This window comes from Azotobacter armeniacus (genome assembly GCF_054779355.1).
Map to the genome: position 1 here is coordinate 85,532 of NZ_BAAGYK010000005.1, position 20,074 is coordinate 105,605.

Sequence of the window (20,074 nt, forward strand, 5' to 3'; positions counted from 1 at the left end):
GAGGTGCCTGTCCGGCCGATGAGCAACCCACTTCGGCGCAAGGCTCTCCGCACAGCAGGCACTCCCTCGAAAACTGCCATTCAAGGAATTTTTCCCATGAGCCTGCTCAGTGAATTCAAGGCGTTTGCCGTCAAAGGCAATGTAATGGACATGGCCGTCGGAATCATCATCGGCGCGGCCTTCGGCAAGATCGTCTCGTCCTTCGTCGGGGACGTGATCATGCCGCCGCTCGGCCTGCTGATCGGCGGGGTGGACTTCTCCGACCTGGCCATCACCCTCAAGCAGGCCCAGGGCGACGTACCCGCGGTGGTGTTGGCCTACGGCAAGTTCATCCAGACGGTGATCGATTTTCTGATTGTCGCCATGGCCATCTTCATCGGGGTCAAGGCGCTCAATCAGCTCAAGCGCAAGGAGGCCGCAGCGCCGGACCTGCCATCGGCACCGACCCGCGACCAGATGCTACTGGAGGAGATCCGCGACCTGCTCAAGGCGCAGAGCCCCTCCTGATCCAGCTCAGTCCAGCGCCTTCTCGATGGCCCGCAGCAAAGCCGGGTCGTCAGGAGCGGTGCGCGGCGAGAAGCGCGCCAGCAAGCGGCCATCCTTGCCCACGAGGAACTTCTCGAAATTCCAGCCGATGTCCCCGGGAAACTCCGCCCCTTCCCCCGCGAGCAGGCGGTACAGGGGATGGCGGCCGGGGCCGTTGACCTCGAGCTTGGCGGCCAGGGGGAAGGTCACGCCGTAATTGAGGGAGCAGAACTCACGGATGTCCGCCTCACTGCCCGGCTCCTGCCCGGCGAACTGGTTGCACGGCAAGCCGAGCACGCTGAAGCCCCGCTCCCGGTACTGCTGGTGGAGCTTCTCCAGGCCGGCATACTGGGGCGTCAGACCGCACCTGGAAGCGACGTTGACCACCAGCACCACCTTGTCGCGGAACCGCGCCAGCGGCAGATCCTGCCCGTCCAGCCCGCGCAAGGTCAGATCATGGAATGCACTCATCTTATCGACTCCCCGTGCTTGACAGGCAAAAGGCGCCAACAGGCGCCTTTTCGGTTTGTTTTCAGTCGGCCGGTGGCCAGCTTCAGTGGTGGTGACCACCCTCGCCGTGGATATGGCCGTGGGCGATCTCTTCCGGCTTGGCATCGCGCACGTCGACCACCTTGACCTGGAAGTTCAGCCGCTGGCCGGCCAACGGATGGTTGCCGTCGACGGTCACGTCGTCGCCCTCCAGATCGCGAATGGTGACGATCTGCATGCTGCCATCGGGGCCGGACGCGTGGAACTGCATGCCCACTTCCAGCTTGTCAACGCCTTCGAACATGCCGCGGTTGAGGGTGGCGACCAGCTCGGGGCTGTACTCGCCGTAGGCCTCCTCCGGCTCGATGGCGACTTTCAGCTCGTCACCGGACCGCTTGCCTTCCAGGGCCTTCTCCAGGCCGACGATGATGCTCCCGGCCCCATGCAGGTAGACCAGCGGCGCGCCACCGGCAGAGCTGTCGAGCACCTCCCCGGCATCGTTGGTCAGGGTATAGTCGATAGAGACAGCCTTGTTGGCGGCAATCAGCATGGGCAAACAACCTCTTGCAAAAGAAGAATGAAGATTCGAGTGTAACCGTCGCCTCGCGGGAAAGCGAACCGGGTGAGGACGAGCGGACCAGGACGCCCCCCGGGCGGACGTGCTGTCCTGCGGACATACCCCAGTATCTGCGTCACCAGCCGCCCTGGCAGAACCGCCCCTGGGTGCTCGCACCCGGAACATCGCCGGCGCCTGCTCGGTCAACCCTTTCCCTGCGGCTGGTGCCTGAAGAAACGACTCCGGGAGGATTGATGGCCACACGCAACATACTCGTGCTCAACTGCGGCAGCTCGTCGCTCAAGTTCGCCCTGATCAGCCAGGCGCACTCCGCGCCCCTGCTCGCCGGCCAGGCCGAACGTCTGGACAGCCCGGAGGCCGTGCTGCGCTGGTGGCATGCTGCCAATATTCACCAGCAGCGCGCACTGCCTGGCGCCGATCACCACGCCGCGCTGGAAGCACTGCTGCCGCTGGTCGAGGAAGCCTGCGGCGGCAGGCTGCACGGCATCGGCCATCGGGTGGTCCACGGCGGCGAGCAGTTCACCCAGTCGACCCTGATCGATGCGCGGACCTTAGCGGCGATCCGCGCCACGGTGCCGCTGGCACCGCTGCACAACCCGGAGAACCTGCTCGGCATCAAGACGGCCATGCAGCTGTTCCCCGACCTGCCGCAGGTCGCCGTGTTCGACACCGCCTTCCACCAGAGCATGCCGGAGCACGCCTACCGCTACGCCATACCCGAGCACCTCTACCGCGAGCACAGCGTGCGCCGTTACGGCTTCCACGGCACCAGCCACCGCTATGTCGGCCAGCGCGCCGCGGAGATCAGCGGCCTGGCGGTTGGCGACAGCTGCTGGCTGACCGCGCACCTGGGCAACGGCTGCTCGACCTGCGCCATCGTCGACGGCCAGAGCCGCGACACCAGCATGGGGCTGACCCCACTGGAGGGCCTGGTGATGGGCACCCGCAGTGGCGACGTAGACCCCAACCTGCACGGCCACCTGGCCCGCGCCCTGGGCTGGAGCCTCAAGGAGATCGACCACTTGCTGAACAGCGAGAGCGGCCTGCTCGGCCTGTCCGGGCTATCCAACGACATGCGCAGCCTGGAGCAGGCGCGCAGCCAGGGCCACCGCCAGGCGACCCTGGCCATCGAGGTGTTCTGCTACCGCCTGGCCAAATCGCTAGCCGCACTCTCCTGCGCCCTGCCGCGCCTGGACGGCATCGTCTTCACCGGCGGCATCGGCGAGAACTCACCGCTGGTGCGCGCCAAGACCATCGCCTACCTTTCTCTGCTCGGCCTGGCCCTCGACAAGACCGCCAACGCCCGCTGCGTCGGCGGCGTCACCGGCGCGATCAACGCCCCCGGCCATCCGCGCCTGCTGGTGATCCCCACCAACGAGGAAAAGCAGATCGCCCAGGACACCCTTGCGCTGCTCGATTCCCATGCCCACTAATCGGACAAGGACCGCCCCATGCAGACCTTCCTCATCGCCCCCAGCAGCTACGGCGTCGGCCTCACCTCCATCAGCCTCGGCCTGCTGCGCGCCCTCGAACGCCACGGCCTGAAGGTCGGCTTCTTCAAGCCGGTCGCCCAGCCACGCCCCGGCGATGCCGGCCCGGAGCGCAGCACCGCGCTGATCGCCCGTACCCACCACCTGACTCCGCCGGAGCCGCTGCCGCTGAGCCAGGTGGAGCGGCGCCTCGGCGACGGCCAGTTGGACGAACTGCTGGAGGAGATCGTCGGCCGCCTGCAGAAGCTGGAGAACGGCCACGACGTGCTGATCGTCGAAGGCCTGGTGCCGAGCCCCCAGGTCGGCTATGCGATGCGTTTCAACGGGCAGCTGGCGCGCTGCCTGAACGCCGATATGCTGCTGATTTCCACCCCGGCCGAGGAAAGTCTCGAGGAGCTGCGTGACCGCCTGGAAATCCAGGTCCGCCTGCTCGGCGGCGGCCAGGATTCGCCGGTGGTCGGCGCTATCCTCAACAAGGTGCACCCCGGCCCGCTGGCCGAGCGCCTGTGCCAGCCCGAGCCACTCGGTCCGACCCTGCGCCTGCTCGGCTGCGTACCCTGGCGCGACGAACTCGCCACGCCGCGCACCAGCGACATCGCCGAGCTGCTCGGCGCGCGCCTGCTCAACGCCGGCGAGTGCCGCCAGCGGCGGGTACTGCGCACCCTGCTGTGCGCCGCCAGTGCGCCGAGCCTCCTGGCGCAGTTCAGGCCCGGCACCCTGCTGGCAACCCCGGGCGACCGCCACGACGTGATCCTAGCCGCCGCCCTGGCCAGCCTCAATGGCATACCACTGGCCGGGCTGCTGCTGTGCGGCAACCTGCCGCCCGATGCCCGGGTGCTGGAGCTGTGCCGCCCGGCCTTGGACAGGGGCCTGCCGCTCTTGGCAGTGGAGCATGATCCCCACGAGGCCCTGCTGGAAGTGGCCCGGCTCGACCGAGAGACCCCTCTGGACGATCTGGAGCGCGCCGAACAGATCAGCGACTACGTGGCCAGCCATCTCGACCACGCCTGGCTCGCCGAGCGCTGTGGCACGCCGCGCACCGCGCGCCTGTCGCCGCCAGCGTTCCGCTACCAACTGGTCAAGCGCGCCCAGGCGGCGAACCGGCGCATCGTCTTGCCGGAAGGCAGCGAGCCGCGCACCGTGCAGGCCGCAGCCATCTGCCAGCAGCGTGGCATCGCCCGCTGCGTGCTGCTAGCTAAACCCGAGGAGGTACAGGCGGTGGCCCGGGCGCAGGGCATCGCACTGCCCGCCGGCCTGGAGATCCTCGATCCCGACCAGGCTCGTGAGAGCTACGTGGAGCCGATGGTCGAACTGCGCCGGCACAAGGGCCTGAGCGCACCGGCAGCCCGCGCCCTGCTGGAGGACAACGTGGTGCTGGGCACCATGATGCTGGCCCTGGACGAGGTCGACGGACTGGTTTCGGGCGCCGTGCACACCACCGCCAACACCATCCGCCCGGCGCTGCAGCTGATCAAGACCGCGCCGGGCTGCCGGCTGGTGTCCTCGGTGTTCTTCATGCTGCTGCCGGAGCAGGTGCTGGTCTACGGCGACTGCGCGGTGAATCCCGACCCGAGCGCCGAGGAGCTGGCCGACATCGCCCTGCAGAGCGCGGCCTCGGCCCAGGCCTTCGGCATCCCGCCGCGGGTAGCGATGATCAGCTACTCCACCGGCGCTTCGGGCGAAGGCGCGGACGTGGAGAAGGTCCGCGAGGCCACCCGCCTGGCCCGCCTGGCGCGCCCCGACCTGCTGATCGACGGCCCGCTGCAGTACGATGCCGCGGCGATTGTCGAAGTCGCCCGTCAGAAGGCACCGGACAGCCCGGTGGCCGGACGCGCTACCGTGTTCGTGTTCCCCGACCTGAACACCGGCAATACCACTTACAAAGCGGTACAGCGCAGCGCCAACTGCGTCAGCGTCGGACCGATGCTGCAGGGCCTGCGCAAGCCGGTGAACGACCTGTCGCGCGGCGCCCTGGTCGACGATATCGTCTTCACTATCGCCCTCACTGCGATCCAGGCCGAGAGCACAGCGGCGGCAGGCTGAACGAAAGAGCCCGACATCTGCCGGGCTCTTTTACCTGCGCACAGCCTGTCGGCTTCTTACTGCTGCTGGGCGCCCGGCAACGGCCGCAGGTTGATCTCCACGCGGCGGTTCTGCGAACGGCCGGACTCGGTGGCATTGCTGGCCACCGGCATATCAGGACCGGCGCCGCGGGTGGAGACCCGCGCACCGGTGACGCCCTGGGCGACCAGGTAGTTGGCCACGCTCTGCGCGCGGCGCTGCGACAGGCTCAGGTTGTTCTGGTAAGAACCGGTGCTATCGGTGTGACCGATAATCTCGATGCTGTTCTGATCGTACTGCTTGAAGGAGGTCGCCAGATCGTTCAGCGGGGTGTAGAAGTTGCTGGCGATTTCCGCTGAACCGGTGGCGAAGGTGATATTGCCGGGCATGATCAGCTTGATGTCATCGCCCTGGCGCTGGACTTCGACGCCGGTGCCGGCCATCTGCTGGCGCAGCTGGGCTTCCTGCTTGTCCGCGTAGTAGCCGTAGCCGGCGCCGGCGGCACCGCCCACTGCCGCGCCGATCAGCGCGCCCTTGCCGCGGTTGTCGTGGTCGATCAGCGCACCGGCAGCAGCACCGGCCAGCGCACCGAGACCGCCGTACTTGGCCGTGCGGCCGATGCCGCCCTGCTCCCCGGTCTGGGTTTGGTCCTGATTCTGGTAGGGATTGTTGGAGGCACAACCGGCCAGCAGCGTCATGGCAGTCGCGGCAATCAACAGGCGAGACGGAGTAAACATGCAGTACTGCTCCTCAGAGATTCATCAGCCCCCTTGAAAAGGGAGGCGCTTAGAACACCAAAACGACGGGAAATTCCCCGCACGATCCATAAGGTTCTGGAAAAGGGAATCTACCCATTATAGATGGAGCATTCCGTGCCCCCCTTTCAACGCAGGGCGAACATGCTGCCTGCCCTGCATCGTCAGGCCCGGACGAAGGGATTCTCCCGCATCTCGTCGCCCAGGCAAGTATCGGGACCATGGCCGGTGACCACCGTGGCCTCCTCGCCCAGCCTGTAGAGCCGCTCCTTGATCGAACGCTTGAGGGCGGCCGTGTCCCCGCCCCACAGATCGGTACGACCGACGCTACGGTGGAACAGGGTATCGCCGGCGATCAGTAGCTTGGCCTCAGCGAACCAGAAGCTCATCGAGCCGGGCGTATGCCCCGGCGTGTGCAGCGCGACGCCGCAGCCACAGGCCAGCGCCTCGTCGTCAGCCAGCCAATGGTCGGGCGCCGGCACCGGAGTGTAGGGCACGCCGAACATGCGGCACTGCATCTCCAGGTTGTCCCAGAGGAACCGATCGCCCTGGTGCAGGTGCAGGGTCGCGCCGGTCAGCTCCTTCAGCTGTCCGGCGGCGAGGAAGTGATCGAGATGGGCGTGGGTGTGGATGATGCTCACCACTTGCAGCCCGTGCTGCTCCAGACGCGCCAGGATAAGCTCCGGATTGCCGCCGGGATCGACGACGATGGCCTTCTTGCTATCAGGATCGCCGATGATGGTGCAGTTGCACTGCAGGGGTCCGACAGGGAAGGTTTCGCGGATCATCGCGGTTTGCGCGGTCATTGGGGGGAGGCTCCGGAAGCTTCGGTGCGCCATCTTGGCACACTACGAAGGAACGTTGAGCATTTTGAGCGAGGAGGATCGGCAAGCGCACAGCGAAGCGAATCCAAATCCTCCTGCCCCTTTTCAAGAGGGGCAGGAGGCGGTTTCAGCCATCCACCCCTGCCGTCGACGCCAGGATGGCGGCGACCCGCTTCGGTCGGCAGTTCAGGTAAAGGGACGAGGCCAGCCATTTTTGGTCGGGGTAGTAGGAAAACATGAACTGCCCGCCCTTGAGGCTGTCGACCACCATCCGCGCCACTTCCGGGCGCACCGCAGGACAGCCGTGGCTACGCCCGAGGCGTCCCTCGCGAGCGATCCAGGTGGGGCTGACGTAGTGGGCGGCATGGATGACGATGGCCCGATCCCGCGCCCGGTCGTTGATGCCCGGCTCCAGTCCGTCCATGCGCAGCGAGTAGCCGTGCTGCCCCTCGTAGCTTTCCTGGGTGCGGAACAGGCCGATGCTCGACTGATGACTGCCTTCGATGTTGGAGAAGTGCGTGGCGTAGTCCTCCCCGGACTTCTGCCCGTGGGCGACGAAGTCTTCCAGCAGCAGTCTCCTGCGCTCCAGATCGAAGATCCACAGGCGGCGCCGGGAAGACGGCAGGGAGAAGTCGATCACCGCCAGACGCTGGGCCGGCACCGAGCCGTTGTTGATCGCGCATTGCATGGCCGCCAATGCGCTGTCCAGCACCTTGCGACTCAGTTTCGGGGCGGCCCTGGACAGGCTGTCGAGCAGGGAATGAGAGACCGGTGCCGCGTGGACGGAAACAGCAAAACCCGCCACCGCCAATATGAGCAGCCGGAAAAGAGTGGACATGAAAAACGCGCCTCTTTTGGGTTGGGTGGCGAACGATCCGGGCTCCCCTTTGCCTTGTCGGGCAATTGGGTTGATGATGGACGCCAGATGATTGCAGTCTAGCCGGCAACCTGCGATCCGAATGTTCTGCAGGCGTTGGGAGCCAGCAATTGTATAAAAAGCGCACAGCTCTGTTAACCGGTCTGTTCCTGGCAACCCAGCTCGCCCTGGCTGCCCCGGCCGGGGTCCTGCCCGGCGACGAGGCGATCCGCCAGCAGCTGGCGCAGCCATCGCTGAGCTGCGTCTCCCCCGCCATCGACCTCGACGGCTTCAGCCTGGAGGCGCTGTCGGCCTTCTATCGTCAGCTCGGCTACCCGCGCGTCTGGGCGGGCGATGGCCGCCTGGAGAAGCTGCTCGAGCAGCTCGCCCAACTGGTCGACGACGGCCTGGACCCGGCCCGCTACCAGCTCGCCACCTTGCGCCAGCTCGCCGGCAACCCAGCCAGCCATCCGCAGCACAGCACCTGCACCGATCTCCTCGCCACCCATGCCTACCTGCAAGCCTTGCGCCATCTTGTCTACGGCCAACTCGACCAGAGCCAGGCAGAGCCTCTCTGGCGCTCCCCGAACAGCCGTGCGCCGGCACCGCCCGCGCTGTTTCCCGCCTTTGCCGTGACCCACCTGGACGACCTGCCCGCCGCCTTCTCCAGGGCCCGTCCGGCCTTCGAACCCTATCGCGCGTTGCGCCATGCCCATGCGACGCTGCGCCAGAATCCGCCGCACAACTGGCGGCACGTGCCGGCAGGCGATCTGCTGCGCCCGGGCATGGCGGACGAGCGTATTCCCCTGCTCGAGCAGCGTCTGGCCGATGAAGGCTATCTGACCGAAGCGGCTCGTCCCGACACCGACCGCCGACGTTATACGCCGCAACTGGTCGAGGCCGTGAAGCGCTTCCAGACCCGGCATTTCCTCGATGATGACGGCGTCGTCGGTCCGGCCACTCTGGCGGAGCTGAACGTCACGCCCGGCGCGCGTCTGGAACAGGTCCGCGCCAACCTCGAACGCTTCCGCTGGCTCGCCCGGGAAATGGAGCCGACCCTGCTGCTGGTCGATGTCGCCGGCGCCCAGCTGACCCTCTTCCGCGACCATGAGCCGCGCTGGCAGACACGCACCCAGGTCGGGCGCCCGGCCCGGCCCACGCCGCTGTTGAAGTCGCAGATCACCCACCTGACCCTGAACCCGACCTGGACCATCCCGCCGACCATCCTGCGCGAGGACAAGCTGCCGCAGATCCAGCGCAACATCGGCTTTCTGGCCAACCAGAACCTCAAGGTGATCGACTACGAAGGCAATGAGGTCAACCCGCACAGCGTCGACTGGCACAACCCCAGCGGCATCATGCTGCGCCAGGGCCCAGGCCCGCATAATCCGCTCGGGCGGATCGCCATCCGCTTCGCCAACCCCTTCGCGGTGTACCTGCACGACACGCCGAGCCAGCATCTGTTCGCCAAGGAGACGCGCACCCTGAGTTCCGGCTGCGTCCGTGTGGAGCGGGCGATGCAACTCACCGACCTGCTGCTGGAAGGCGCCAGTCCAGCCGAGCGCCAGCGTTTCGAGGAGATCCTCGCCAGTGGCAAGACCCGAAATGTGAACCTGCCGCGGCCGGTGCCGATCCTGCTGGCCTACTGGACCGCCCAGGTCGACGACAGCGGCCAGCTGACCTTCCGGCCGGACATCTACGCGCACGACAGGAAGATCATCGCGTCGCTGAAGGCTTCGCGCTGAGCGGCGGACGGCCGCCCCGCCCGGGTTAGAAGCGCACACCGAGGCTCAGCATCAGGAAGTCGCGATCCACCAGGGTGCTGTACTCGCCGCCGAAGAAGTCGGTGTAGAACAGCCCGGCGCTGTAGGTGTCCAGGTAGTCGGCGTCCAGGCTGAGGCCGAGTGCTTTGCGGCCTTCCACGAAGTTGCCCTCGGGGCCAGGGGAATAGCCGTCCACATCATGGGACCAGGCGATGCCCGGCCGGAGGTCCATGCCCGGCAGGACGTCGAGATACTCCCAGGTCGCGCGCAGCCGGTAGCCCCAGGAGTCGCGGGTGGTGAAGCCGTCGTTCTCGCAGTAGCGGCCGAGGTTCTTCTGCGAACCGCCCGCCAGAGTGGCGGAGTTCTGCGCCTGGCAGGCGCCGTCCGGCAGCGGGCCGGCGCCGAACACCGGATCGCGGCCGTAGCGCAGCCGGCTCGCCCCCTCCAGACCACCCACATGGGTCCAGCCGACCTCCCCCTCCAGGGTCAGACGGCTGGCGCCCATCACCGACTCGAGGTAATGGGTGAAGCCGGTCTGCAACTGGGTGATCTCCTTGCGCCGGTAACCGTGGACATCCTGTCCCGGGCTCGCCTGCAGCAGCGCCGCGGTGGGGTCCAGCGGGGTCAGGGTGGCGCCGAGGAGGTCGTTGATGTTGAGCTGCACCGGGGCGTTCGGCCGGTAGCTGAGTTCGCCGCGCCAGCGGGTCCCGACAGGCAGCGTGGCAGAGAAGCTCAGGCCGAACAGGCGGATGTCCTCGGGGTATTCGACGAAATAGCGCGAGTTGCCGGCCGCCGCCAGCGGCAGCAGCGCCTGTGGCAGGTTAGCTGCGAACGCCGCCGGCGCGGCGGCGCTGGTGCTGAAGATCGCCGTGCGGCTGTGATAGTTGATGAAGTAGGCGCCGAGCTCGGTGTCCAGCGGCTCGACGAAATAGCGCAGGGCAATGCCCCACTGGCCGCCGTCGCGGGCGTCGCGGTCGGCGCTGCGGCGCACCAGCACGCCCTCGTCGGGTGCGTTCCAGGCAACGCCCTGGGACTCCAGCGCGGCAATGGCGGCAGCAGCCTGGACGCCAGCCTGCTCCGCCGTGCCACCCGCCTCGAGCACCGCGGTGGACACCGCCTCGGCCACGTCCGCCTGGCTGCCGAGGACCGCCAGGTTGCGGTCGCAGCCATCGGCCAGCATGTCCGCCTGGGAGAAAAAGGTGCCGCAGTTGTCCGTCAGGGTCTGATCCCAGGCCAGTTGGTAGAAGGCCTCCATCGTGAGGGCGTCGTTCAGACTCTGCGACAGGTGCAACAGGGCGACCGGCAGGCGTCCCTCGCGGATCTCCGATACAGGCTGGCGGAAGGCCTGGGCATCGAGAGGATTGATCGCGTCGATGCCACCCTGCAGGAAAAGGCCTTCGCCCCAGTTGACCACCTGCCGGCCGAGGCGCAGCGAGCCCGGCAGGTCACCGAAGGCGTAGTGGCGGTAAACGAAGGCGTCGAGCAACCGGGCTCCGGAGGAGCGGACGCCCTCCTTGCGGTTGCTGTCGTCGATGTCCTTGAACGGCCGCTGCTCGTCTTTCAGCTCGAAGTCGTACCAGTAGTCGCCGCGCAGAAAGAGGCCGCCGTCACCGCGCTTCAGCTCCAGGCCGTGGACGCCGCGCAGGCGCTTGGCGAAGGTTTCGCCGCGCTTGAAGTTGCGCCGGCCATCGTCGGAGATGGGCGACAGGCCGCGCCCGCCGCCGGCGCCGATCAGGTCCTTGTCCGCCTTGGCCGTCGACCAGGCCGTCTCCAGCGACAGGGAGGAGTCGAGCTGTCCCTCGAGCGGGCCGATATTGAAGCTCACGGCGCCGGCCGGTGCCGCCAGCGATGCGATGCAGACGGCGGCCAGGCGTCGGAGGGAGGAAAAGGATGACATCGGGCGACTCCAGAGTGGGGTGCGGATTGACCGCACAGCCGGGGCCGTGGATCTCCGATCCGGCTCGGCGAGCAAAAATCATATTGTCCTGTCCGTCCCGGGCTGCCGCCAGCCCGGAGCGGCCTTCGCGCCGAACGGAAAATCTCTGTTAGGCTCGCGCCTTGCCCCAGTCCCTAGCCAAGGAAACTCCGATGAACGAACGCCGCGCCGTCTTCCTCGACCATGCCTCCCTCGATCTCGGCGACCTGGATCTGGCACCGCTGCGTCAGGCCTTCGACGAGCTCGTGCTGCATGAGGCCAGCAGCGCCAGCGAGGCGGCCGAGCGGCTGCGCGGCGCCCGGGTGGCGATCGTCAACAAGGTGCTGCTGAGCGCGGAGACCTTCGCCGCCTGTCCCGACCTGGAGCTGGTGCTGGTCGCCGCCACCGGCACCAACAATGTCGACCTCGCCGCCGCCCGGGCGCACGACGTGGCGGTGTGCAACTGCCAGGGCTACGGCACGCCCTCGGTGGCCCAGCACACCCTGATGCTGCTGCTCGCCCTGGCCACCCGCCTGCCCGACTACCAGGCGGCGATCCGCGCCGGCCGCTGGCAGCAGGCGACGCAATTCTGCCTGCTGGACTTCCCCATCGTCGAGCTGGAGGGCAAGACCCTCGGCCTGCTCGGCCACGGCGTGCTGGGTAGCGCCGTCGCCCGGCTGGCGGAAGCCTTCGGCATGCATGTGCTGCTTGGTCAGCTGCCGGGCCGCCCCGAGCGCGCCGACCGCCGGCCGCTGGCCGAGCTGCTGCCGCAGGTCGACGCCCTGACCCTGCACTGCCCGCTGACCGAACAGACCCGCAACCTGATCGGCGCCGAGCAGCTGCAGGCGATGAAGCCCGGCGCCTTTCTGATCAACACCGGTCGCGGCGGGCTGGTCGACGAACAGGCGCTGGCCGATGCCCTGCGCCGCGGCCACCTGGGCGGCGCGGCCTGCGACGTGCTCAGCGAGGAGCCGCCGCGCCACGGCAATCCGCTGCTGACGCCGGACATCCCCCGGCTGATCCTCACCCCGCACAGCGCCTGGGGCAGCCGCGAGGCGCGCCAGCGCATTGCCGGCCAACTGGTGGAAAACGCCTTGGCCCATTTTGCCGGCACGCCGAAGCGCAGGGTCAACTGAGCCGGGAGCGGCTCTGCTAAGCTGCGGCCTTTTTCCGAGGAGCCTCCATGGACCCGCGTAGCGAAGTGCTGTTGCGCCAGGCCGAGCTGTTCAGCGGCGATCTGCTGCTGGCCGGCCTCCCGGCCGACGACCTGCTCGGCCGGCTGCCCGCCGCCCACGGCTGGAGCTGGCTGGCCGGGGAGCACGCTGCGCTGGCCGCACGCTTCGCCGGACGCTGCCAGTTCGGCGTCGTCCCCGGCGAGCGGCCCTTCGCCGCCGCCGTGCTATTCCTGCCCAAGTCCGCCGAGCTGGCCCGCTACCTGCTCGACACCCTGGCCGCCCGCCTGGCCGGCGGCGAGCTGTACCTGGTAGGGGAAAAGCGCGGCGGCATCGAGAGTGCCGCCCGCCAGCTGCAGGCCTTCGGCCGGCCGCGCAAGCTGGACAGCGCCCGCCACTGCCAGCTGTGGCAGGTGACGGTGGAGCAGGCTCCGCCGGTCCCCGTGCTGGAGAAGCGCGCCCAGCGCTACCGGCTGTCGCTGGCCGACGGCCCGCTCGAGGTGGTCAGCCTGCCCGGGGTGTTCAGCCACGGCCGCCTCGACCGCGGCAGCGCCCTGCTCTTCGAGCATCTCGATGGGTTGCCGCAGGGCGATCTGCTCGACTTCGGCTGCGGCGCCGGGGTCCTCGGCGCCGTGCTCAAGCGACGCTATCCGCAGAGCCGGGTGAGCCTGCTGGACGTGGACGCCTTCGCCCTGGCCAGCAGCCGCCTGACCCTGGCCGCCAACGGCCTGGAGGCCGGGCTGATCGGCGGCGACGGCATCCAGGCGGCGCCCGGCGGACTGGCGGCGATCATCAGTAATCCGCCGTTCCATCAGGGCGTGCACACCGACTATCAGGCCAGCGAGGCGCTGCTGCGCGAGGCAGCCCGGCACCTGCGCCCCGGCGGCGAGCTGCGTCTGGTCGCCAACAGCTTCCTCAAGTACCCGCCGCTGATCGAGCGCCACCTCGGCCCCTGCCAGGTGCTTGCCGAGGCGCACGGCTTTCGCGTCTACCGCGCAAGCCGGAAGCGCTGAGCTTGTCCACCGCCGGCGGCTTGGGCACAATGCGCGCTGTCCTGGGGGAGTAGTCTCCCGCTCGCCCGGCACCCGTCAACATGCTTGGCCCATAGGCCATGGCGGGTGCGACCCCGGCCCCATGCAGGCCGCAGGGTTTGACAAGACCCATGACATGTACACCTCACCCGGGGGCGGGAAGGTGTGCGTGTCATGGAAGAGTGTCGACCCGCCCCTGCAGGAAATTCGATGGAATCCCTCTTCGTCCCCACCCTGATCGTTGCCCTGGCCGAAATCGGCGACAAGACGCAACTGCTCGCCCTGCTCCTCGCCGCGCGCTTTCGCCAGCCCTGGCCGATCATCTGGGGCATCGTCGCCGCCACCTTGGCCAACCACTTCGCCGCCGGCGCGGTCGGCAGCTGGGTCGCCGGCTTCTTCTCGCCCGCCACGCTGAGTGCCATTCTCGCCGCGGCCTTCACCGCCGTGGCGGCCTGGACGCTGATTCCGGACAAGCTGGACGAGGAAGAAGAATCCGGCCTCAAGCGCCATGGTCCCTTTCTCACCACCCTGATCGCCTTCTTCCTCGCCGAGATGGGCGACAAGACGCAGATCGCCACGGTGATGCTGGCCGCGCAGTATCCGCACTTCGTCCTGGTGGTGATCGGCACCACGCTGGGCATGCTGATCGCCAACGTGCCGGTGGTGCTGGCCGGCAACTTCGCCGCCGACCGCCTGCCGCTGACCCTGATCCGCCGCATCGCTGCTGCCGGCTTCGCCGTCCTGGCCGTGTATACCGGCTACCAGGCAATACAACTGGCCGGCTGGCTGTAAGCTCCTCGCCCGACCAGGGCCGCGCTTGCCCGGCGCGCGCCCCTTGGGCACAATGTCCGCCGCCCTAGGGGAGTTCTCTCCCGCCCGTTCGGACCTGTCGACAGGTCCGGCCATGACGCGTGCACTCCAGGCCCGTCGTATACATGCCGAAGGTATGACACGCGTTCCTCACACCCGGGGCGGGAAGGCGTGCGTGTCCTGGAAGAATGTCGCCCCGCCCCCAGGAAGTCCGATGGAATCACTCTTCATCCCCACCCAGATCTCCATCCTCGCCGAGATTGGCGACAAGACGCAGCTGCTGGCCATGCTGCTGGTCCTGCGTTTCCGCAAACCCTGGCCGATCGTCTGGGGCATGTTCGTCGGCATTCTCGGCAATCACATCCTCGCCGCCGAAGTCGGCCACCTGGCCGCCGGCTTTCTCTCCGAAGTCGCACTGAACGGCATGCTCGCCGCGGCCTTCGCCGCGATCGCCGTCTGGACCCTGCTGCCGGACCAGCGGGGCGACGACGACGATTCCAAGCTCAAGCGCTACGGCCCCTTCCTGACCAGCACCGTGGCCTTCTTCTTCGCTGAGATGGCCGACAAGACCCAGGTCGCCACTCTGGTGCTGGCCGCGCAGTACGAATATCCCTTCTTCGTGGCGGTCGGCACGACACTCGGCATCGTGATCTCCAACACACCGGTGGTGCTGCTGGCCGGCAACTTCGTCGCCCAGAACCTGCCGCTGAAGCTGATCCACCGCATCGCCGCCCTGGCCTTCATCTGCCTGGCGGTGTATTCGGGCTATCAGACCGCGACACTGGCCGGCTGGCTGTAGGCGCCGGCCCCCCGTGCAAGCGGGGGGCCATCCGGCGACTCAGTTGCCGCCCTGCGCCTGCCGGTACAGCGGCATGACCTTGGGAATCGCCGCCTCCAGCGCCGCGGTGCGGTTACCCGGCGAGGGGTGGGTGCTCATGAACTGCGGCGTGCCGTTGTTCCCCGCCTGGTTCATCTTCTGCCACAGGGTGATCGCCGCGTTCGGGTCGTAGCCAGCGCGGGCGGCCAGCTCCAGACCGATCAGATCCGCCTCGTTCTCGTTGCTGCGGCTGTTGGGCAGGGTCATGCCGTACTGCACCGCCACATCCGCCATGGCCATGCCGGCCTCCCCCACTCCGAGCAGCGCGCCGGCGCCCTGCTTGGCCATCTGGATGCCATAGGCCTTGGACATCGCCTCGCGGCCGTGCTCGCGCAGGGCATGGGCGATCTCGTGGCCCATGACCGCGGCGATCTCGTCGTCGGTCAGGCGCAGCTTCTCGATCAGCCCGCTGTAGAAGATGATCTTGCCGCCCGGCCCGCAGCTGGCGTTCAGCTCGTCGCTGTCGATCAGCGCAACCTCCCATTGCCACTGCGCGGCATCGGCCCGGAACAACGGTGCCTGGGCGATCAGCCGGCGAGCGATGGCATCTAGGCGGCGGGCATTGTTGGTGCTGGTATCCAGGACGCCCTTGCTGGAGGCCTCGTCCAGCGTCTGCTGATAGGACTGGGCATACATCTGGTTGACCTGCTCGGTGGAGAGCATGCTGAACATGTACTGCTTGCGCTCGACCCCCACGGCGCCGCCGCTGGTGGTCTGGACGGACTGGCAACCCGCCAGCAGCAGGGCGGCAGCCACACCGGTGAGATAAGACGACTTGCCCATATGGGTACTCCTGACGAACACGGCCCGTATGCTAGGTCGCCGGCACAGGGGCGGCAACCGGGGCCGAGGAATGAATTATGGCAATAAGCCATCCGCACAAGCGGAGCCCGAAAGAGAACTCCGGCAGGCTGGAAAGTTCCCGCGGCGCCGACGGCTCAGGCGGGCGTCAGGCATTCCGGGGCATCCAGCTGCGGGTCGTTGACCAGCTCCGCCAAGGCCCTTTCGCGCAGTGCCGGGACGGGCCGGAGCAGCAGTGCCTGCAGCGATGTCAGCGGGCTGGCTGCGCCCAGCCAGAGCGCCTGGTCAGCCTCGTCGAGAATCAGCGGACGGCGCTGGCTGGCCGCCGCCAGGGTGATCATGGCGACACTCAGGTAGACTTTCCCGCCGACCGGATAGGCCTCCCAGATCGCCGCGAAGTGTAGCAGCGGCGCCTCGCCGGTCATCCAGTAGGGACGCTTGCGCACACCGCCGCGCCACTCGTAAAAGCCGTTGGCCGGCAGCAGGCAGCGGCGCGCGCGGAAGGCCTCGCGGAACATCGGCTGCTCGGCCAGGGTTTCCGCCCGGGCATGGGCCGGGGTGCGCGACAGGTCGGTCAGCCAGGCCGGGGTCAGCCCCCAGCGCGCCAGCGCTGCCTCCTGGGCGCCGGCCGCGCCGCGCAGCATCAGCACCCGGGCAGCCGGGGCGATGCTCCAGTGCGGCGCCAGATCCGCGGGAAATCCGGGCAGAGCCGCCAGGGCCGGCGGCCAGCGAAACAGGGCGTAACGTCCACTCATGCGGGCAAGAACTCGGAGCAGGATGTCGGGAAAGGCAGAGGCCATTGTAGCGGCGCCGCCCGTCCTGTGGACGAGACAGCCACGCTTCAGTCGTCCTCGCGACGGGCCTCCAGGGTCCAATCGACGCCATCGGTATGCAGCTCGAACAGCAGCGGACGGCAGCACACCGGGCAGTCCTCGATGTACTGTCGATCGCCGGCGGAGAGATCCAGCACCGCCTCGACCGTTTCACCGCAACAGGGACATTGATAGCTCTGCGTTTCCAGCATCGTGGAGTCTCCCGAGTTGCCGCTATAATGCCCGGCCGATTTTTCCCCGCGACAGGAGGCGCAGGCCCGCGCCTCCGCCCCCTTTTTATCCTCCCAGTCCAGATCAAGAGCACATGATGGGCGAATTCGATGCCATCCGACCCTATGCCGACGCCGAAGTCCCTGCCGTCCTGCAACGGCTGATTGCCGACGCCGACTTTCTCGACATTCTTACCCACTTTCGCTTTCCACGCCTGGCCAGGCCGCTCGGCTGGCTGCTCAAGCCGCTCATCGCCCGGCACCTGCGCGCCGAGTTCGCTCGCATCGACAGCGTCGCGGCCCTGCAGGCGAAGATCGAAGCCTATGTCGACCGCACCATCGAGCGAGCCACGGATGGCGTGACCTACAGCGGCATCGAACAGTTCAGGCCCGGCAAGGCCTACCTCTTTCTCGCCAACCACCGCGACATCGTGATGGACCCGGCCTTCGTCAATTATGCGATCTACCATGCCGGCATGCGCACGCCGCGCATCGCCATCGGCGACAACCTGCTGCAGCGGCCCTTCGTCGGCGACCTGATGCGCCTGAACAAGAGCTTCATTGTGCATCGCTCGCTGAGCGGACGCCGGGAGAAGCTCGCTGCCTACCGGCTGCTCTCCGCCTACATCAACCATTCGATCCGGGTGGAAAGCGAGTCGGTCTGGATCGCCCAGGCCGAAGGCCGCGCCAAGGACGGCGACGACCGCACCGACTCGGCGATCCTCAAGATGCTTCATATGAGCTGCAAGGACGAGCCCTTCGCCGAGGCGGTCAGGGCCCTCAACCTGACGCCGGTGTCGATCAGCTACGAATACGACCCCTGCGACCAAGCCAAGGCCTCCGAGCTGTACATCCGCGCCAGCACCGGCAGCTACGCCAAGGCGCCGGGCGAGGACGACAGCAGCATCGCCCTCGGCATCACCGGCTACAAGGGACGGGTGCACATCCACTTTGGCACGCCGCTGGAGAAACTTCCGGAGGATGCCAAGCAACTCGCCACGGAGATCGATCGGCAGATCCTCGGCAACTACCGGCTGTTCCCGGTCCACTACCTGGCCTACGCCATCTATGCCGAGCGCGATCCCGAACTGCAGGTGCCAGAAGCGGCGCAGCTATTTCCTGCCGAGGAAGTCGCCCGCGCCGAAGCGGAGTGGCAGAAGCGCCTGGCCGCCTGTCCGGAGGAGCAGCGGCCCTATCTGGTCCTGCAATACGCCAACCCGGTGCGCAACCAGTATCGGGTCAGGGCTGGCCTGCCACTGTAGGTGCGATGGCACCGAATCTGGTCAGAGCTGGGTGCTGCTCCAGGAGAGGAGCAGCGCCAGCAACAGGGTGCAGGCGCCGAAGCGGTAGAAGAACCGGTTGACCCGCCCGGTCGCAGCATCCAGCGCCCAGGTCTCCTCCTCGCCCAGCTCCCCTTCGCCGGCCAGACGCGCCAAGGCACGCTGCTCGCGGATGCGGGTGGCAAGCAGCAGCCAGCTCCCGGTGAGGGCGAAGAGCAGGGCCACGGCATTCAGCAACAGTGACGGGGGGAGCGGCAACGGGGATCCAAGGGCCGGCAATAACATCGAAACCTCCGCATCGGAGAGGTGCACGCAGGAGCCGCGCGCACCACAAAAGGGAAAAACGGACCGCTCTCCGGCGGGACGAAAACGCCAGCGTTCGCTGCTGCGGACGGGAACCCCCCGATCGCAGAGCGGCTTGGCGACCTCCGTGCGCCTCGCAGTGGCGGCTGGCCAGCACCTTGCATGAAGCCTTGGCGCAGGCAGAGAAGACGCGGACACATTCTACGCAAGCAAGCGCCGTATAAGCGCTGCTTTCGACTAAATGCCGAACGAATCCCCGAAGTTCTGATTCCATCGGGAAACGATCATCCGACTGCCCTAAAGTCTGCAGCCCTGCCCATCGGGCAAGGCACCTGATCAACCACGGAGGAACCGACATGCAGCACCCTGAGTCCCTCGAACGCTCGACCGATTTGCAGGACGACCTGGAGGACCGAATCGGATTGGACTTCTGCGTCCACGACCAGCACTGGCTGGACTACTGCCGACTGGGCGGCCACGAGCACTACGAACTGCCTACTGCCGAACGGCCCACAAGGCGCTACGACAAGGCTGCCTGATAGAGCGGAGCGAGCAAAGCACTTGGCACAAGCGCCGCCGGGGCGGCTGCCGCAATTGGCTCCAGCCCCTGAAAGCAAGCCCGGCTCCGGCAAGCGGACCGGGCTGCACGAGTTCCCGCTTCAGCGCCCCAGCAGCAACTGGCCGATGGCCGGATCCTTGAACGCACGGGTCAGGGCGCTGCTGAGCACGTCGCCGATCAGCTTGGTGTTGGTCTGCTGGTTCGGCGCCATGCCGAAGCGCTGGTTCAGCGAAGCGCCATAGCGGCCACTGTAGCGACGCCCGCTGTTTTGCACATCGACCCGGAACGTCGCACCGATATCGGCCTCGGTGACATATATCCCCTTCTTCGGCGACTGGTATTTCAGCTCGGCCAGGGTCAGCGTCAGCTGCGGTGCATTGTAGGCATTGGGCGACGGGGTGAAGCCGAGCAGGCGCACCGCCGTCTCGGCCTGCGTCTGCAGCCGGGGCAGCACATCCTGCCCGCGCACGACGATCGCACTGGTTTCCGGATACAGCCCGCCGCGGGTGCCCAGGCTCGGCGAGGAGCGCCCGTCGACCACCCGCACGACGACGGGCTGGCCACTGCCGACCGCGGTGAGCGGCGCGTTGAGCTTGGGCTCAGGGATGATTTGTTGCGGGCTGAGGGCACAGCCGGCCACGCCCAGGCTGGCGACGGCGACCAGACCAAGCAACAGACGATGCAGCATGCTCGACTCTCCAAGTGCGCGAAGGAAGCGCAGTATAGCGACAGCGGCTCCCGCCCGCAGCCGACGCCACGGCTCTGGAGCACAGCTTCGGCCCGCACCGAGCCCCCCTGAATAAAACTAAAGCCAAAAGGCCAAACTTTCCGATTTGACGGTATACTCGACCCCCGATTATAAAGGTCGCCTCCTGATCGGGCATCGTCATGCACAGCCGTGCAGCTTGGCAGGACCTCCCCCAGAGAGTCGCCCATCCGCTGCC

General features: G+C 67.4%; 21 protein-coding genes, 1 pseudogene and 1 riboswitch. Of the genes and pseudogenes, 11 read left to right on the forward strand and 11 right to left on the reverse strand.

Translation table 11 applies throughout. From position 1 onward, the window contains the following. Positions 1 to 96 precede the first annotated feature (96 nt). Complete coding sequence (gene mscL / locus ACYVD0_RS01480; protein WP_460425136.1) at positions 97 to 507, forward strand: large-conductance mechanosensitive channel protein MscL; 411 nt, start codon at positions 97 to 99, stop codon at positions 505 to 507. Positions 508 to 513: 6 nt separating this feature from the next. Here the strand turns inward: mscL and ACYVD0_RS01485 are convergent, their stop codons facing one another. Further along, positions 514 to 996 (reverse strand): glutathione peroxidase, encoded by a 483-nt coding sequence (locus ACYVD0_RS01485; RefSeq protein WP_460425137.1) that lies wholly within the window; start codon positions 994 to 996, stop codon positions 514 to 516. 82 nt (positions 997 to 1,078) lie between these two features. After that, on the reverse strand, positions 1,079 to 1,564 hold the full coding sequence (locus tag ACYVD0_RS01490) for an FKBP-type peptidyl-prolyl cis-trans isomerase (RefSeq protein ID WP_460425138.1): 486 nt from the start codon (positions 1,562 to 1,564) through the stop codon (positions 1,079 to 1,081). Here ACYVD0_RS01490 and ACYVD0_RS01495 point away from each other — a divergent pair. From ACYVD0_RS01495 to pta, 3 genes and pseudogenes are all read left to right on the forward strand, one after another. Then, positions 1,563 to 1,825, forward strand: a pseudogene (locus ACYVD0_RS01495) (DUF3565 domain-containing protein). The gene ACYVD0_RS01490 and the pseudogene ACYVD0_RS01495 overlap by 2 nt on opposite strands. Then, the gene (locus ACYVD0_RS01500) at positions 1,825 to 3,024 is read left to right on the forward strand and encodes an acetate kinase (protein WP_460425139.1); all 1,200 of its coding nucleotides are present in this window, start codon (positions 1,825 to 1,827) and stop codon (positions 3,022 to 3,024) included. The pseudogene ACYVD0_RS01495 and the gene ACYVD0_RS01500 overlap by 1 nt, the downstream one beginning before the upstream one ends. 18 nt (positions 3,025 to 3,042) lie before the next feature. Continuing rightward, entirely contained in the window at positions 3,043 to 5,124 is a 2,082-nt protein-coding gene (pta, locus tag ACYVD0_RS01505) for a phosphate acetyltransferase (RefSeq protein WP_460425140.1), read from the forward strand. 56 nt (positions 5,125 to 5,180) lie between these two features. On the opposite strand, the gene ACYVD0_RS01510 is transcribed toward pta, so the two are convergent. From ACYVD0_RS01510 to ACYVD0_RS01520, 3 genes are all read right to left on the reverse strand, one after another. After that, complete coding sequence (locus tag ACYVD0_RS01510; RefSeq protein ID WP_460425141.1) at positions 5,181 to 5,879, reverse strand: OmpA family protein; 699 nt, start codon at positions 5,877 to 5,879, stop codon at positions 5,181 to 5,183. A 182-nt stretch (positions 5,880 to 6,061) separates the two neighbouring features. Next, the gene (locus ACYVD0_RS01515) at positions 6,062 to 6,703 is read right to left on the reverse strand and encodes an MBL fold metallo-hydrolase (protein WP_460425142.1); all 642 of its coding nucleotides are present in this window, start codon (positions 6,701 to 6,703) and stop codon (positions 6,062 to 6,064) included. 145 nt (positions 6,704 to 6,848) lie between these two features. Beyond that, the gene (locus tag ACYVD0_RS01520) at positions 6,849 to 7,559 is read right to left on the reverse strand and encodes a murein L,D-transpeptidase catalytic domain family protein (RefSeq protein ID WP_460425143.1); all 711 of its coding nucleotides are present in this window, start codon (positions 7,557 to 7,559) and stop codon (positions 6,849 to 6,851) included. Positions 7,560 to 7,708: 149 nt separating this feature from the next. Between ACYVD0_RS01520 and ACYVD0_RS01525 the strand changes: the two genes are divergently transcribed. After that, entirely contained in the window at positions 7,709 to 9,322 is a 1,614-nt protein-coding gene (locus ACYVD0_RS01525; protein ID WP_460425144.1) for a L,D-transpeptidase family protein, read from the forward strand. Between the two features lie 25 nt (positions 9,323 to 9,347). Here ACYVD0_RS01525 and ACYVD0_RS01530 read toward each other — a convergent pair whose 3' ends face one another. Beyond that, entirely contained in the window at positions 9,348 to 11,237 is a 1,890-nt protein-coding gene (locus ACYVD0_RS01530; protein ID WP_460425145.1) for a DUF1302 domain-containing protein, read from the reverse strand. Between the two features lie 191 nt (positions 11,238 to 11,428). On the opposite strand from ACYVD0_RS01530, the gene ACYVD0_RS01535 reads away from it, so the two are divergent. The 4 genes from ACYVD0_RS01535 (at position 11,429) to ACYVD0_RS01550 (ending at position 15,067) form a co-directional block, all read left to right on the forward strand. Next, on the forward strand, positions 11,429 to 12,391 hold the full coding sequence (locus ACYVD0_RS01535) for a Rossmann-fold NAD(P)-binding domain-containing protein (protein WP_460425146.1): 963 nt from the start codon (positions 11,429 to 11,431) through the stop codon (positions 12,389 to 12,391). A gap of 47 nt (positions 12,392 to 12,438) precedes the next feature. Further along, positions 12,439 to 13,440, forward strand: coding sequence for a methyltransferase (locus ACYVD0_RS01540; RefSeq protein ID WP_460425147.1), 1,002 nt, complete (start codon positions 12,439 to 12,441; stop codon positions 13,438 to 13,440). A gap of 32 nt (positions 13,441 to 13,472) precedes the next feature. Continuing rightward, positions 13,473 to 13,579, forward strand: a riboswitch (yybP-ykoY riboswitch). 89 nt (positions 13,580 to 13,668) lie between these two features. After that, complete coding sequence (locus ACYVD0_RS01545) at positions 13,669 to 14,250, forward strand: TMEM165/GDT1 family protein (protein WP_460425148.1); 582 nt, start codon at positions 13,669 to 13,671, stop codon at positions 14,248 to 14,250. Between the two features lie 232 nt (positions 14,251 to 14,482). Then, positions 14,483 to 15,067, forward strand: coding sequence for a TMEM165/GDT1 family protein (locus ACYVD0_RS01550; protein WP_460425149.1), 585 nt, complete (start codon positions 14,483 to 14,485; stop codon positions 15,065 to 15,067). A 39-nt stretch (positions 15,068 to 15,106) separates the two neighbouring features. Here the strand turns inward: ACYVD0_RS01550 and ACYVD0_RS01555 are convergent, their stop codons facing one another. The 3 genes from ACYVD0_RS01555 to ACYVD0_RS01565 form a co-directional block, all read right to left on the reverse strand. Next, positions 15,107 to 15,928, reverse strand: coding sequence for a M48 family metallopeptidase (locus tag ACYVD0_RS01555; protein ID WP_460425150.1), 822 nt, complete (start codon positions 15,926 to 15,928; stop codon positions 15,107 to 15,109). A gap of 155 nt (positions 15,929 to 16,083) precedes the next feature. Next, positions 16,084 to 16,701, reverse strand: a complete 618-nt coding sequence (locus ACYVD0_RS01560; RefSeq protein ID WP_460425151.1) for an SOS response-associated peptidase — start codon at positions 16,699 to 16,701, stop codon at positions 16,084 to 16,086. A gap of 86 nt (positions 16,702 to 16,787) precedes the next feature. After that, positions 16,788 to 16,970, reverse strand: coding sequence for a CPXCG motif-containing cysteine-rich protein (locus tag ACYVD0_RS01565; RefSeq protein ID WP_460425152.1), 183 nt, complete (start codon positions 16,968 to 16,970; stop codon positions 16,788 to 16,790). A gap of 116 nt (positions 16,971 to 17,086) precedes the next feature. Between ACYVD0_RS01565 and ACYVD0_RS01570 the strand changes: the two genes are divergently transcribed. After that, positions 17,087 to 18,250 (forward strand): 1-acyl-sn-glycerol-3-phosphate acyltransferase, encoded by a 1,164-nt coding sequence (locus ACYVD0_RS01570; protein ID WP_460425153.1) that lies wholly within the window; start codon positions 17,087 to 17,089, stop codon positions 18,248 to 18,250. Between the two features lie 21 nt (positions 18,251 to 18,271). Here ACYVD0_RS01570 and ACYVD0_RS01575 read toward each other — a convergent pair whose 3' ends face one another. Further along, positions 18,272 to 18,553 carry a hypothetical protein gene (locus ACYVD0_RS01575; RefSeq protein WP_460425154.1) on the reverse strand — a complete coding sequence of 94 codons (282 nt, stop codon included), beginning with the start codon at positions 18,551 to 18,553 and terminating at the stop codon, positions 18,272 to 18,274. A gap of 374 nt (positions 18,554 to 18,927) precedes the next feature. Here ACYVD0_RS01575 and ACYVD0_RS01580 point away from each other — a divergent pair, with 374 nt between their 5' ends. Continuing rightward, on the forward strand, positions 18,928 to 19,110 hold the full coding sequence (locus ACYVD0_RS01580; protein WP_460425155.1) for a hypothetical protein: 183 nt from the start codon (positions 18,928 to 18,930) through the stop codon (positions 19,108 to 19,110). Between the two features lie 120 nt (positions 19,111 to 19,230). Here the strand turns inward: ACYVD0_RS01580 and ACYVD0_RS01585 are convergent, their stop codons facing one another. After that, the gene (locus ACYVD0_RS01585; RefSeq protein ID WP_460425156.1) at positions 19,231 to 19,818 is read right to left on the reverse strand and encodes a YajG family lipoprotein; all 588 of its coding nucleotides are present in this window, start codon (positions 19,816 to 19,818) and stop codon (positions 19,231 to 19,233) included. Positions 19,819 to 20,074: the final 256 nt, after the last annotated feature.

Coding starts and splice junctions, on each gene's coding strand:
- mscL (WP_460425136.1), top strand. CDS start 97: ATGAGCCTGCTCAGTGAATTCAAGGCGTTTGCCGTCAAAGGCAATGTA.
- ACYVD0_RS01485 (WP_460425137.1), bottom strand. CDS start 996: ATGAGTGCATTCCATGATCTGACCTTGCGCGGGCTGGACGGGCAGGAT.
- ACYVD0_RS01490 (WP_460425138.1), bottom strand. CDS start 1,564: ATGCTGATTGCCGCCAACAAGGCTGTCTCTATCGACTATACCCTGACC.
- ACYVD0_RS01500 (WP_460425139.1), top strand. CDS start 1,825: ATGGCCACACGCAACATACTCGTGCTCAACTGCGGCAGCTCGTCGCTC.
- pta (WP_460425140.1), top strand. CDS start 3,043: ATGCAGACCTTCCTCATCGCCCCCAGCAGCTACGGCGTCGGCCTCACC.
- ACYVD0_RS01510 (WP_460425141.1), bottom strand. CDS start 5,879: ATGTTTACTCCGTCTCGCCTGTTGATTGCCGCGACTGCCATGACGCTG.
- ACYVD0_RS01515 (WP_460425142.1), bottom strand. CDS start 6,703: ATGACCGCGCAAACCGCGATGATCCGCGAAACCTTCCCTGTCGGACCC.
- ACYVD0_RS01520 (WP_460425143.1), bottom strand. CDS start 7,559: ATGTCCACTCTTTTCCGGCTGCTCATATTGGCGGTGGCGGGTTTTGCT.
- ACYVD0_RS01530 (WP_460425145.1), bottom strand. CDS start 11,237: ATGTCATCCTTTTCCTCCCTCCGACGCCTGGCCGCCGTCTGCATCGCA.
- ACYVD0_RS01535 (WP_460425146.1), top strand. CDS start 11,429: ATGAACGAACGCCGCGCCGTCTTCCTCGACCATGCCTCCCTCGATCTC.
- ACYVD0_RS01540 (WP_460425147.1), top strand. CDS start 12,439: ATGGACCCGCGTAGCGAAGTGCTGTTGCGCCAGGCCGAGCTGTTCAGC.
- ACYVD0_RS01545 (WP_460425148.1), top strand. CDS start 13,669: ATGGAATCCCTCTTCGTCCCCACCCTGATCGTTGCCCTGGCCGAAATC.
- ACYVD0_RS01550 (WP_460425149.1), top strand. CDS start 14,483: ATGGAATCACTCTTCATCCCCACCCAGATCTCCATCCTCGCCGAGATT.
- ACYVD0_RS01555 (WP_460425150.1), bottom strand. CDS start 15,928: ATGGGCAAGTCGTCTTATCTCACCGGTGTGGCTGCCGCCCTGCTGCTG.
- ACYVD0_RS01560 (WP_460425151.1), bottom strand. CDS start 16,701: ATGAGTGGACGTTACGCCCTGTTTCGCTGGCCGCCGGCCCTGGCGGCT.
- ACYVD0_RS01565 (WP_460425152.1), bottom strand. CDS start 16,970: ATGCTGGAAACGCAGAGCTATCAATGTCCCTGTTGCGGTGAAACGGTC.
- ACYVD0_RS01570 (WP_460425153.1), top strand. CDS start 17,087: ATGGGCGAATTCGATGCCATCCGACCCTATGCCGACGCCGAAGTCCCT.
- ACYVD0_RS01575 (WP_460425154.1), bottom strand. CDS start 18,553: ATGTTATTGCCGGCCCTTGGATCCCCGTTGCCGCTCCCCCCGTCACTG.
- ACYVD0_RS01580 (WP_460425155.1), top strand. CDS start 18,928: ATGCAGCACCCTGAGTCCCTCGAACGCTCGACCGATTTGCAGGACGAC.
- ACYVD0_RS01585 (WP_460425156.1), bottom strand. CDS start 19,818: ATGCTGCATCGTCTGTTGCTTGGTCTGGTCGCCGTCGCCAGCCTGGGC.